Below are 12,975 nucleotides of genomic sequence, written 5' to 3' on the forward strand. Positions count from 1 at the left end.
CATACGCACCATTGGTTACATAGGACTGGCTGCCATCGACGCTGGCATAGAAGCCTTCCTTGATGTCTGGCTTCGATCCTTCGTCCAGAGTCTGCAAAGCCATGGGCTCATATCCGCGCATTGTTGGCGAGTGGCTCAACGCAATTTCATCCTTCTCGCTCTGGGGAAGGCTGAAGAAACGACGTGCACATTCAATTTGTGCTTGAAGCATACCTTCGGGGATGCCGTGGTTCTTGATATAGAAGAAACCTATGTCTCGACAGGCCTTGTGAATTTCCCACGCAACAGCACGCTTGGCTTCAGCATTATTGGAAAAGGTGTCGGCCAGGTCGATAACGGGAACAAACTTGGCTGCAGCGGGGGGGCTATAGATGATCATTTCAAACACCGGTCAAAGGAATTTCACACTTGCCCGAACCTCGCCTTGGCAAGCAGGGATGGGCCCTTGTTGCATAACATGATGTAAATATAGGCGTGGGAGGCCGGATTGAGGAGCGTCCGGCGGGAACATCATGTTCCAGATTTGGAACGGAAGGCGGTTCCGTGTGTGATCCTGTTCATCGCTGGCGCGGTGTCGTTTTATGGCAGAGTTCCCTTTGCCGCCGTAGTTCTAGCTTGTCGCTGTAACCGCCGTTCTCGCGCCCGTCCGCCTCCCCCGAACGCCCGCAACCTTGCCTGATCTTCGTTCCAACAAGATCAACGGTTAGAGCGGCGTATGTCGTGCACGCGCCTTCTCCCGGCAGTCTAGTGGGCATGGGCCACACCCATCAGCGATGCCACTGCAGCAAGCATCTGCTCACGCCTGAAGTTCAAGCGTTCATTGATGCTTGTGCACCAAAAACCAGCAAACTCGCTTGCTCCCGCACCACAACAGGGAAGGGTGAAAGAAATGGCACGCCAGTGGTGCGTTCCATATTTTCACCGGAGGTTTGAGGCTATTTATCTATCCACTTCGAGGAGGTGAGAAATACAGTCCTTCCAGGGCGCGCTCCAAATCAACTCTCTACCAAAGCTTGGACTCTGCGAGGAGTTCAATCAAGAATCACCCACCCTGGAGGTCAAATGAAGTTCAATTCGCTAGTAGGAACTGTTGGAATGGCGGTTGCCATGTCGGCCACGTCAGCAATGTCTGCCGACTGGAGCACAAGTAATTTTGAGTATCGCCGAGGCAGCAGCTATAACGACAACGGATCTACAGGCGGCCCGAAGTTTTCAAAAGATATATTGCAATTCGAGAACGTAAGTGGATTTGACTGGGGTCGCTCCTACTACTTTCTTTCGATGGCAAAATCAGACAACAAAGACGCCGGGTATAGTGAGTTGTATAGCGAGGGGAGTGTATACCTTAGTCTTTCCAAGGCCTTGAAAAGGGATTTTTCATTTGGCTTCATCAAGGATGCCAATCTTAACGTGGGCTACAACTTCGGTAGCAAAAACAGCGCTTTTGGTTCGAATCCGAAAGTGCTTACGTATGGACTCGGAGTTGAACTCGACGTGCCGAAGTTCTCCTACTTCAACGTCGACATTGCTGCCTTTAGAGATGTCGGAACATACAGCGGCTTCGGCGGAGGCAAGTTGTGCGGCAGGAACTCAACCACATATCAGATCACGCCGTATTGGAGCGCCCCCATTCGCATGGGGAATTTTCGATTCGTTTTTGATGGCTACATGGATATCATTGGGGCTCATGGAAGCTGTAGCCAGCAAGTTCTGACGCAGATTCAGCTGAAATTGGACGTTGGAAACTTCTGGGGAAAGCCCGACAGTGTATACATGGGAGTCGAATATCAATACTGGAAGAATAAATTTGGTAATAGCGCCAATACCGAAAGAGTTCCTCAGTTTGTGATTAACTGGACACTGTAACCAGAGATCACTTATGGGGTTCCAATTGGATTTATAGATTGACGGCGAGGTTCCAAGCATCTCACGATGCTTGATATCTGCTACAGGAATTTGGATTCATGGTGAGTCTTCGCTGCAGGTTCAGTGCGACTTGAGGAACGCCTGCCAATTGGTCTTGCCGTTGAACAAGAACCGATAGCTTTCCCTGCATCTCGGCCCAACTGCTACAGGCATTGGGAATGCTCTCGATAATAGGCTTGCCTACTAAACGCTCGGCCAGCAGTGCTGCCCGCCCCTCCAATCTTTCGTTCAATTCACGCTCCTTTAAGCCCCCAGGGGAAAAAGCGGCGCTGAAGAAAGGCCACGAGCCCGTACAGCGTCAACGATGTCAGGACCAGAATCGCCAGCGCTGCAAACGCAACAGGAACCTTGAACGAAGAAGTCGAAAACAGAATTAGATAACCGAGCCCCAGTTCGGCCGCAACGAACTCCGCGACAACTGCACCAATAATGCTCAAGGTGATTCCGACCTTCAATGCACTGAACAAATAGGGCATGGCATATGGGATGCGAATCTGCAAATACTCACGACGCACGGGTGCCCGAAGAGATCGTGAAAGCTCCACCAGCTCCGATGGTGCCGACGCAAGACCAGTTGCAGCAGAGATCACCAACGGGAAAAAAGTAATGAGCATCGTGATCACCACTTTTGGCAAGTGCCCGGTTCCAAGGGTCACCACGATGATCGGGGCTACCGCGATGATCGGTGTTGACTGAACGACGACCAGCCAGGGAAGAATCAAGCGAGACAGAAACTCGGAGTTGACGATCCCGATGGCCAGCGGCAAGGCGACCAAGATGGCGCAGCCGTAGCCAGCCAAGGCCACGGACAAGGTGGCGAATGCGTGGTCGAACCACCGTTGAGCGCCCACTTCTATCAGCGCACCAGCAATTGAGCTTGGTGCGGGCAGCACAAATTGGGGAATCTGCAGGCCCCGGCAGGCCAGTTCCCACAGCAGCAGCACCGCAAAGAACGCGATCATGGAGATATGGGTATTCACAACCGCCAGCAGCGGATTAACCTTGCGCTCGGATTCGCTCATGATTTGTTCCGACTGAAAAGCTTCAGTCGCATCTCGTTGGCCATCTGGTGGAACGTCGGGTCGGTCAGCGTCTCGAGGGCTCGCGGACGCTCGAACGGCACATCAATGATTTCCGTAACGCGGCCTGGGCGGGCACCCATCACCACGATCCGATCAGACAGGAGCAACGCTTCTTGAATGGAATGCGTCACGAACACCACGGTTTTTGGTCGCTCGGTCCATATGCGAAGGAGTTCTAGGCTCATTTCGTCACGGGTTAAAGAGTCAAGCGCCGAGAACGGCTCATCCATTAGCAAGATGTCCGGATCGTGCAGGAGCGAGCGCGCGATGGCGACGCGTTGTTGCATGCCGCCGGAGAGTTCGCCCGGACTGCGCTGCGCAAAGTCGGATAGGCCTATCATCGCTAGCAGTTCGTGCGCACGCTGTGTGTCCCGCGCGTCAACGCGTCCATACTTGTGCTTCATGGGAAACGTGATGTTGTCCAGCACGTTGGCCCAAGGAAGCAGTGTCGGCCGCTGAAACACGATGCCGATTTCATCGCGTGGTTCGACCACGGGTATGCCATAGATCTTCACTGCGCCTTGGCTCGGCGCGAGCAATCCCGCGATCAAGCGCAGGATCGTCGATTTGCCGCAGCCCGACGGCCCGATCAACGAGACGAACTCATGTCGGCGCAGCTTCAACTCGACGCCCTGAAGCGCGGCGACCTTCGATCCGTCCCTGCCAACGAACGTCTGGCCCACATTTTCCAAGCTGATGACGTCGTTCATCGCCCCGGCTTCGTGAGGAATGATCGATTGACCAGCGACTCGGGGTTCACCTTGTCCATGGGGTAGTTCATCGATTTGGCAACCCAGCTCCAAGTCGCGGCCAGCAGTTGGGGGTTGAAGGCACCGAATCCGTCCCGCTTGGCGATCGGGTTGTCGATGAGGGGGATAGAGGCGCGGAACATAGCGGCTGCCACCACAGCATCGGTTTCAGGGACGGCAGCCTTCAAGTCGGCCGCGGCCTGCTCCGGGTTGGCCACCGAGAACCGGATGGCCTTTTCCGTTGCCCTGAGAAAGCGCGCCAGCACCTGTGGACGCTCCTTGATGAGCTTGTCGGAGGCATAGAGGCTCATTCCGTAGCCATCCAAGCCGTACTTGGACCATGGAATAACCGTGAGCTTCTTGTTGCTCTGCTTGAGTGCGTCCTCGAACTGAGGCACCACCGTTGTCCAGTTGATACTTGCATCGACGCGGCCTTGGGCGAGCAATGGCGCCTGTGCACTCGGATCGACTTTCACGGTTTTGACCTTGGATGGGTCGATGCCGTTCGTCTGAAGGATGACGGGCCACAATACGTTGGAAGACGAGAAGGTGGGCATCGCGACTGTCTTCCCAACCAAATCCTTCAACTCGTTGATACCGCTGCCGCTCAGCGTAAAGACCGAGTCGGGCTGCATGGAGTAGATCGACATCACAGCCTTCACCGGAATTTGCGATTCAGCGGCGGCCATCATCAAAGAAGCGAGACCACCGTTGCTAACGTCGGCAGCACCGGTAGCAACCTTAGTGATGGCATCCGACGATCCGCGGCCGGGAATGATGGAAACCTCCAGGCCCTCAGCCGCATAGAACCCTTGCTTGAGCGCGACGTAAGCGAAGGCCTTGTCCCCATTGGGTAGCCAATCGAGCTGGAAAGTCAGCTTGTCGGCTGCGCTTACCCCCACCGACAGCAGGGTGCACGATAGGGTGGAAATAACTGCTTTAATTTTCATCGAAGTTCCTTGTTAAGCCGTCGCCGGTCTTGTTGTCGAAAACCCTGCCAGCATCTTGGCGAGTTGTTTGGTGAGTTCCCCAGGTTGGGCAAGTTGCGGAACGTGGCCGCAATCCAGGCTGATGCAGTGGGCACCCGGAACAAGTTCTTGCATGCGTCGCTGCAAAACCAACGGCACCGAGAGATCTTGGCGCGCCTCTACGTAGATGCGTGGCACCCTGCCGGCGCGTGCAGTTGTCCATTCGATGATGATCGCGCGACCGGCTTCATCCTGTGGGCGGAGCTTTGCCGCAGCTTGTCGCGCAGCCACCTCGTCGCAATCTTGAAGAAAAACCGCCAGGGCAGCATCCTCGGGGACGATGCTGAATCGGCGATCTGGTGTCCAGACCAGCCGAGCGCCGATCCCCGTAAGATCGACTCCGGGCATTTCAGAAGCCACCTGCCGAATAAGTTCCGCGTAACTCATACCGGAAGGCAGCATCATCCCCGCCAAATAGACCAAGCAGACAATCCTCTCAGGCATGCGTTCTGCAACGGCAGTGGCAATCAACCCGCCACCGCTGTGACCCACCAGGACGACAGGCTCACCGATGTCGTTCAGCACCGCACAAACGTGGTCCACGTATGCCGCCAGACTCGCGGGTCCCGGATTACCCCAACCATTTCCGGGTAGATCAATGCCATGCGGTTTCCAGCCCTGAGCTCGGAGGTAGGGTGTCCACGCATCGAACGCCCAGCTTCCCTGCCAGGCGCCATGAATCAGAACGATGTGGTGATTCATTTCTTAACCGTATGTGCGCTTATAGCAATCCATCAGATGCTGCTCGACCGTTATCGGCGCGTGCTTGGGCTCCTCGCCTTCCTTCAAACATGTCGGGATGCATTCGACGACCGTGTCGTAGTTACCCGTGAAGAAGAACGGAACTGAGTGCCGCTCGTGGCCAGAGCGGTTGATCACACGGTGGAGCGTCGACTTGTACCGACCATTGGTCCAGCGTTCGATCAAGTCACCGATGTTGACGACGTAGGTGCCCGCAATCGGAGGTGCATCCGACCACTTGCCGGTGTTCGCCGGCTGAACCTGAAGTCCACCTGAATCGTCCTGCAGAAGGAATGTCAGTGCGCCAAAATCCGTGTGCGCACCACAACCCTTCTCATCCGGCTGCGCGATGACAGGCTGCGGAGGGTAATGAAGAAGGCGAAGATTGGCCGTAGCGTCATCGAGAAAGTCGTCGAAGTGGTTTTCAGGCAAATCGAGGGACAACGCAAGGCCTCGCATCATGATGCCGCCAAGCTCGTAGAGTGCGCCGAAGTAGGCTGTGGTGACCCGGCGAAAGTCGGGCAAATCTTCTGGCCACTGGTTCGGACCATGATTGAATTTCCCGGCTTTGACGGAAGGATGATCTTCGGGTAGATCGATACCCAGATAGAAGCTTTCTTTCAGATCGGGGGGCGCTCCTGCCTCGAGCGTTTGCGCCCGCAGGGGCTCATAGCCTCGATTGCATTTGGATTTCGATTTGGAGACCGCCAGCTTCTTTTCTTCGGGTTGATCGAAGAAGGAGGCGGTTTCTGCCAACACCTGCTCGATCAGCACGGGGGCGATCCCATGGTTCTTGATGTAGAAGAAGCCACTGTTCTCGCACGCCTTGCGGAGTTCCCGAGCAACAGCCTGACGCTGGGATAGCTCGCCAGATCGGAGCCCGGAAATGTCGATGAGTGGAACGGTGGTGTGGTCGATCGGTTGGGTCACGGGAGTTCCAGTGAAAGTGAGTAGAGGAGAAGTGCTGGCATCGTAGAAAGGATTGCCTGATGCCGATAGCGTCAAATTTCGTGCATGGCGTTGCGGAAAACTCAGCATCCCTAAGTAGGTATGCCGCATGCACCATCCAGATGCGGACGCAAGCGCAGTTCAGCCCCCAACAGACAATGCATGCGCCGAAATGGGGAAATCTGCTTCAGAGACCGCACCATCCCAAGGCGTCGTCAGTGGAACGAACCGTACGACCCAAACAGCACGGGAAACTAGCGTTCTTCCTCGGCCTCACGCCTGGCGAGCTCCTCGGATAAAACCCGCAGCAACGCATCCACGGCAGGTGGTAGCCATCGCCCGAGCCTTGCGTACACGCCCAACTCCGAGACAATGGGCTTCGGGCCTGAAAGGGGCAAGTGCACCATCGAGCCCTCACGCATCTCTTTCTCAATGCCGATCCTCGTCTGAAAAGCGAGGCCCACTCCTCGAATGGCCATTGTGCGGGCCAGTTCGATGGATGCACTTTCCATCACAACGGTCAGGGGACGCTTGTAATTCAAAAGGATCTGTCGTATCTGTTCGTGTATCGACAGGCCTGGTCCGGGCAGGATCAAGGGGTAGCGTGCACAGTCAGCAAAGGAAACGCTCTTGCGCTTTGCCAGTGGATGGTTCGTTCTCATGATCACACCGAGATAAAAGCGCCCTACGGCATGCTGGTGCAAGAGTTCGGACCGCTGCACGTTGTAGCCGATGGCCAGGTCTACTTCACCGCTCGCCGCAGCTTGAGCGACCTGGCTAGAGCCGCCGGTTGAAATGGCGATCTTCACTAGAGGGTGCCGGGTAGCCATCGTTTCCAGCACGTTGGGCAACACGTCTGCGTTGACACCTTCAACAGCTGCGATGCTGAGTTCGCCTCGCCGGATGCCGCGCAAGGCGTCCAACTCGCTGATAAAACGGTTCTGGTCCTGCAGGACGGTGGTGACGTGGCGGGCAAACAGTTCTCCAACCGCAGTAAGTCGCATCCCCCCCACTACACGGTCAAACAATGGTGAACCGATTTCCTCTTCGAGTTGCAGTAGCTGGCGGTTAACGGCAGATGCCGAGACGTGAAGGTGTCGTGCGGCCTCTCGTATCGAGTGGCAACGGCGAATCATGTCGAAATACTTGAGTGTTCTTGCGTGGATGTGCATGGTGCTTTCTCTCGCTCTGGTGTGCCGATCTTGATGACAGGCAACGCGAGAAGCGTGCCCGCTGCCGAAACCGCAACGGGATGTCAAGAATTTGCTTGTATCGACGGAGCTTGAAAATTCCTAGCATGACGGCTAGTTCAACACCAATAGCGCCGTCACATGAATCAAGTCCTTTACGCTGGCGGGTCACTGCCACTGTGTCGCAATCGTCTCGTCAGGGCCTCCACACTGGCAATCTGCATCATGGTCGGCGTGTGCGTCGCTCCATCCGCTCTTGCCCAGTCCTCCATATCGTTTAATGGACTACTCGACCTGAGCTTGGGCAGCATCAAGTCTCCCGGCGACGAGCGCTCGCAAACGAACGTTTCCAGTGGCAGCATGACAACCAGTTGGTTCGGGCTCAGGGGAGCCGAAGACCTTGGCGGCGGTCTATCGGTGATCTTCCAGCTTGAGAGCTTTATCCGTGCTGACACGGGCGAGCAAGGCCGCTTTGCCGGCGACGCCTTCTGGAGCAGGAACAGCTTCGTCGGGTTCTCAAGCACGGACTGGGGGCGCTTAACCTTTGGGCACCATGGCACACCGCTATTCGTCAACTCACTGCGCTTCAATGCTGTAGAGGGGTCGTTCGGCTATTCGCCCACCATCCGTCACTACTTCACCAGCGGCACCGTGACAGGTGACTCGGTTTGGAGTGATTCGGTGGTTTACACGAGCCCCACGGTTTCGGGGTTCACAGTTGGCGCATCCACCGCGATGTCGGAAGGAGACGGCGGCGGCAACGTTGGAGCGAACGCGACCTTCTTCAAGTCCGGCCTCGGTTTAGGGGTCGCGTGGCAGAAGGTCAAGAAAGGGATTGCAGTCCAGGACTCCGAAACCTGGCAGCTCAGTGGCTCCTATGACACTGGGGCTTTCAAGCTCTTTGCCCAAACTGGGCGAGTAAAGAACACTTCGACAGCAAACCACTTCGACATCCACGGACTAGGGGTATCGGTGCCCTTTGGGGCAGGCCGATTTTTCTTTCAGAACAGCGTTCTCCTCAACGCCAACGGTGCCGATCGTCGAACGCTGACGGCTGGATACGCACATTTCCTTTCAAAGCGGACCGACGTCTATATCGTGGGCATGAGGGATCGCCTCCAAAACGTATCAGCAGGTCGGTCATTCTCAGTTGGCATGCGCCACCGATTCTGATTCGAGGCACCCATCACAAAATTGCGCATCCGCATCGACAACCTGGACGAGCTGGCCAGCAACGGATGTCGAGCCGGCAACGCCACATGCGCATCGCGCCAGACAGGGATGGCGAAGATGCCATCGCCTATCCAAAAGTGCCGTGGCGCGTGCCTTCAAAGCTGCTATCGTGGCACGGTTGCCAGCGTTGCAAGACACGGTACCCATGCGGCGTTATGAGCGAGCGTCGCCCGGCGAACTGAGCCCTCCAGAGTCTCGCCACCTGCGGCGAGTGTCCACGGTGTTTCGACACCTGTCGGAACACATGGTGCTCTGAACGCGTGCGCTTGCCGAGGAACCCGACTGCCAGCGCGCACCGGCGGGCAGACGTCAAACCAACCCTATCCGGCGCGCGACAGCAGCGACTGCTCCATGTGCAGTTTCTCCGCTCCACGGGCGAAGTGCAGTTCTTCGGCCACGGCCAAGAATCAGCGAAGGTGACGCTGCTTCATAACCGTCTCTCATTTCACGGCGAAGGCATTGATGCCGGTGAGCATGACCGATAGCATCCAAAGGCGCTCCGCCCGCTCGGGATCAACGGCGTTGGCCGGACACCGACGAAAAGGACACGGGAAGCACGGGCTGGGGATGCTGGGTTGCCTTGTCGGCGCCGAGCGCCAGCGCCACAACGCGGTAGACGGTGCCGACCAGTTTCTGGGTCAGCGGTGTTCCGGGCATGCCGGGAACACCGAACGGCATGATGTTCTTTATGATGGTCGGCCCGCAGCACGTAGGAACCGACCGGATGGCTTGCCGAGCGTGTCCGTATAGAGGCGCGGCTGCTTGCCGTCGATGTCGCGAATGCCATAGCCGAAGCCCAGCTCCGCCGCGATCAATGTCTCTCCCGATCGGGCCATGCGCTCGGGATCACGCCACAAGCGTTCGATCACCAGGCCCGAGAACTCCGGTGTCTCGAAGTTCGGCAGGTCATCGAGTACGTGCTGCGGAATATATTCGCGCGGCACTGCCTTCAGCTCGTCGGTCAAGATGAGCCCCGGCCAGATCGAAACCGAGGCGACATCGTGCTCGCGCAACTCAACGGCCATATCGAAGCTCATCTTGTCCGTGCCGGCCTTGGCGGCACCATAGGCTGGCCCGTAGTGGTAGGACACCGCGCCATAGAAGGAGATGTGTGCCATCAGGCTGGCACCGGTCTCGATCATCAACGGCGCGGCGTAGTACGCCGCCACGTAGCTGGAGCGCAGGCCAACGTCGATCATGTCCACCAGATCAAGCGGCTTCTCCCAGAAGCCACCAGGAGCGGTAAGTTCCCGAGCATGTACCTGAGTCGCGTTGTTGACCAGAATATCCAGATGGCCACTCTCGGCACGCACGCGCTCGAACAGCGCGCGCACTTGCGCATCATCGGAATGGTCGCAGGCGACGGGCACGCCCCGACCACCGGCCTGCTCGATTTCCCGAACCGCATTGGCCAAGCCCTCGGTGCTGCGCCCGGTCACGTACACGGTGAAGCCGCGGCTACCCAATGCGCGGGCTATGCCGCGACCCAATCCACGGGTTGCTCCCGTCACGACGGCGATGTGCTTGCTGTTCATTGGATCATCCTAGGTCTGTTGGTTTAAGTGGCCTGATTTCGCTTGCGCAGACGCTACCGTGAGTGCAAGCGACGCATTCGAAAATGCTAGTAGCGGTGCCGATGAATCGCCCCGAGGCGATTCAAATTCGACCTAGAACGTTGTGCTTGAACCACCACGGAACGCACTATATAGCGCATCCGCAGTCATTCAATTGATTGATGGCCCTCGCTGCTTTCCAATCTCCCAAGACACGCCGCTGCCGCGCACCGCCGCGGCGATCTGCTGCCCCAGCCGCTGTTCGATCACCGGCCGCCACGGCACCAGACTGAATCCCATGCCGTCATCAAGCATTGCGTAGCGTCCGCTGGCAAGCATGACGGAGCGCCGGTAGATGCCGGCCACGCGCTGCCCGTCGGCCACGGGGCGATGCTCCAGGCCGGTATCAGCGGCAATGTCCTTCGCGGCCTGCGCCAGTTCCCGGTTGCGCAGCGTGCCCAGCAGGTTGCGCGCCAGGATCACGCGCTGACCGCGCCGCTCCGCCAGTCCCTGTTCGGCCAGGAAGTCGGCGCGCTGCTGCATGGCCTGCTTCGCATCGCCGCCAAAGCCCAGGTCGCCCAGCCCTCGGCCGCCGCCGATCAATTGCTGGTCAAGCCAGGTCGCGCCGATGACGCGGGCCTGCCGCTCGATGGGCAAGTGCGATTTCAGTTCCACGGCAACGCCGCCCAGCCGTTGCGCGTCGTACTGGCGGCCACGCTCGGCCAGGTCGTCCGGCACCTTCCATAGCCCTTCGGCCACGCGCTCCACGATGCCGGCTCGGCGCAAGGCTTCCAGCCGCCGGACATGGGCGGCGACAACCTCCTGCGGGTGACGGCCGGGCTTGGTTCGGCCCTGCTCGATTGCCAAGTGATGATCAGTGCGGTACAGACCATCGCTCGCCAGCGCGGCAATGTTCTTGTCGGCAGCGCGCATGTCGGCTGAACCCTTCACTTCCACCACCGCGCCCGTGGGGTAGTTCGCCAGCTCGTCGCGGGCGTTCAGCGCAACGTAGTGGGCCTTGCCGTCGGTGCCGTCGATCACCAGATAGCCCCGGTCGTGCAGCTCGTCAGCCAGTCCCTTCGCAGCCACGCGGCCGATGATGCTGCGGCCACTTCCATTGTCATTCTGGCCCGGCTCGAACACCGCCAGTTCGCGCGGCTGGCCGCTCATGGCCCGCTGCATCGTTCGGATGATGTCGCCGCGCTCGCCCAAGGCGCGCAACGTCTTCTCCGCGTCCGTATGGACGGCCCAGGTGACGGGCTGCACCTCGTCGGCCAGGCCCAGGCGCTGCAAGCGTTGCAGGCGGCCGATCAGCAGCAGGCGTTGGCGCTGCAAGCGGGGTTCGTTGAGCCGTTCGACATGCACCCGGCCATCCTCGCCGGCCTCGCGTTGCAAGGTGCGATCCAGACTCGTCCACCGCTCCTGTTCCACCTCGCGCCCCAAGGTCTGCTGGATCTCCAGTTCGGTGCGCGGCCCCAGCCACTCGGTCGCCAGTTCGGCGGCCCGATGGCGGAAGCCGTGGGCGATGTAGTCGCCCGCGATGATGAGGTCTTTGCCGGTGTCATCGCGCCCGCGCACGATCAGGTGGGTATGCGGGTTGTCGGTGTTCCAGTGATCGACTGCCACCCAATCCAGCCGCGTGCCCAGGTCGGCTTCCATGCGGTTCACCAGATGCCGGGTGTAGGTGCGCAGGTCGTCCAGCTCGGCCCCGTCCTCGGGCGAGACGATGAAGCGGAAATGGTGTCGGTCGTCGGCACAGCGTTCCTTGAAGGCGTCCAGGTCGGCTTCGTCCGCCTGTGGCCCGTAGGCACGGCCCGGTTCGCCATCGCGGCCTGCTGCGCCGTCGCGCTCGACGTAGCGCAGGTGCTTGGCGAGCGATTGCGGGCTGGCCCGCTGGTGATTGACCAGCAGCGTCTTGATGGTCACGCGCCGCGACATGGGCGTTAGCTTCGCCCCGGCGAAGCGCGCCGCCGTATGGCCGCGTCCCAGGCGCGAGCCGGGCCGCTGGCCGGTGCCTGCCGCCCCAGGACGGCGCACCGCCGACTTGCCGCTGCTGGCTTTGCCGGCCTGCTTGAGCACCTTGGAAACGAAGCTCTGCCCCTGGCCTTTGCCCCGGTTCTTCGGGGCGCTGGGGCGCACGCGGAAATCGTCATCGCGGCGGTCAGTCATGGCTGTGCTCCCTGCAAGCTCTGGCGTGTCCTGTCGTGCGAAGCACGCGGACATGCCTGCATTGGCGCGACCCTCGCGCCGAACGCGGCACGGCGGCGAAGCCGCTCCGTGCTGCGTTCCCCCCATGTGCAGACTGGCTTTCGACGCGGCCCGGTGCCGCGTCCTTTTGTCTTGCCTTCCGCCTTTGCCCCTCGCTGGCGCTCCGGGCAGCGGCGGCCCGGCGGCGCTGCTGCGCGAGCAGCCAGCGCGCCGGCGAACGCGGCGACGGCCAAAGGCCGGGCGCATTCGAGGCAAGACTCCTGCACGTGGGAAGGCTGCGCGAAGTGCGGCGCGGATGCGCTCGCACTGCACGCGCG

General features: G+C 59.2%; 13 protein-coding genes. 2 read left to right on the forward strand and 11 right to left on the reverse strand.

The genetic code is table 11. The features are described from left to right. Nucleotides 1–379 (reverse strand): 2-oxoglutarate and iron-dependent oxygenase domain-containing protein (locus tag AC22G6_RS10740; protein WP_487366788.1); only part of this gene is annotated, 379 nt, incomplete at its 3' end. 683 nt (nt 380–1,062) lie between these two features. On the opposite strand from AC22G6_RS10740, the gene AC22G6_RS10745 reads away from it, so the two are divergent. Next, entirely contained in the window at nt 1,063–1,866 is an 804-nt protein-coding gene (locus tag AC22G6_RS10745; protein WP_487366789.1) for a hypothetical protein, read from the forward strand. A gap of 293 nt (nt 1,867–2,159) precedes the next feature. Here the strand turns inward: AC22G6_RS10745 and AC22G6_RS10750 are convergent, their stop codons facing one another. From AC22G6_RS10750 to AC22G6_RS10775, 6 genes are all read right to left on the reverse strand, one after another. Further along, complete coding sequence (locus tag AC22G6_RS10750) at nt 2,160–2,948, reverse strand: ABC transporter permease (RefSeq protein ID WP_192840330.1); 789 nt, start codon at nt 2,946–2,948, stop codon at nt 2,160–2,162. After that, a complete protein-coding gene (locus AC22G6_RS10755; protein ID WP_034046938.1) occupies nt 2,945–3,718 on the reverse strand; it encodes an ABC transporter ATP-binding protein in 774 nt (257 codons plus the stop codon). The genes AC22G6_RS10750 and AC22G6_RS10755 overlap by 4 nt, the downstream gene beginning before the upstream one ends. Then, nucleotides 3,715–4,707, reverse strand: a complete 993-nt coding sequence (locus tag AC22G6_RS10760; RefSeq protein ID WP_034046940.1) for an ABC transporter substrate-binding protein — start codon at nt 4,705–4,707, stop codon at nt 3,715–3,717. The genes AC22G6_RS10755 and AC22G6_RS10760 overlap by 4 nt, the downstream gene beginning before the upstream one ends. Before the next feature lie 12 nt (nt 4,708–4,719). Continuing rightward, a complete protein-coding gene (locus AC22G6_RS10765; RefSeq protein WP_034046942.1) occupies nt 4,720–5,487 on the reverse strand; it encodes an alpha/beta fold hydrolase in 768 nt (255 codons plus the stop codon). Nucleotides 5,488–5,490: 3 nt separating this feature from the next. Then, complete coding sequence (locus AC22G6_RS10770) at nt 5,491–6,456, reverse strand: isopenicillin N synthase family dioxygenase (RefSeq protein WP_049285619.1); 966 nt, start codon at nt 6,454–6,456, stop codon at nt 5,491–5,493. A gap of 272 nt (nt 6,457–6,728) precedes the next feature. After that, nucleotides 6,729–7,646, reverse strand: coding sequence for a LysR family transcriptional regulator (locus AC22G6_RS10775; protein ID WP_049285618.1), 918 nt, complete (start codon nt 7,644–7,646; stop codon nt 6,729–6,731). Between the two features lie 159 nt (nt 7,647–7,805). On the opposite strand from AC22G6_RS10775, the gene AC22G6_RS10780 reads away from it, so the two are divergent. Then, nucleotides 7,806–8,837 (forward strand): porin, encoded by a 1,032-nt coding sequence (locus AC22G6_RS10780; RefSeq protein ID WP_448254348.1) that lies wholly within the window; start codon nt 7,806–7,808, stop codon nt 8,835–8,837. 380 nt (nt 8,838–9,217) lie between these two features. Here the strand turns inward: AC22G6_RS10780 and AC22G6_RS10785 are convergent, their stop codons facing one another. The 4 genes from AC22G6_RS10785 to AC22G6_RS10800 form a co-directional block, all read right to left on the reverse strand. Beyond that, nucleotides 9,218–9,295, reverse strand: coding sequence for a hypothetical protein (locus tag AC22G6_RS10785; protein WP_487366894.1), 78 nt, complete (start codon nt 9,293–9,295; stop codon nt 9,218–9,220). A gap of 115 nt (nt 9,296–9,410) precedes the next feature. Then, a complete protein-coding gene (locus AC22G6_RS10790) occupies nt 9,411–9,554 on the reverse strand; it encodes a hypothetical protein (RefSeq protein ID WP_487366790.1) in 144 nt (47 codons plus the stop codon). A 29-nt stretch (nt 9,555–9,583) separates the two neighbouring features. Beyond that, nucleotides 9,584–10,432, reverse strand: a complete 849-nt coding sequence (locus tag AC22G6_RS10795) for an SDR family NAD(P)-dependent oxidoreductase (protein ID WP_034046948.1) — start codon at nt 10,430–10,432, stop codon at nt 9,584–9,586. 189 nt (nt 10,433–10,621) lie between these two features. Further along, nucleotides 10,622–12,619, reverse strand: coding sequence for a relaxase/mobilization nuclease domain-containing protein (locus tag AC22G6_RS10800; protein ID WP_487366791.1), 1,998 nt, complete (start codon nt 12,617–12,619; stop codon nt 10,622–10,624). Nucleotides 12,620–12,975 lie beyond the last annotated feature (356 nt).

Source organism: Parazoarcus sp. PS-13 R2A, assembly GCF_057621855.1.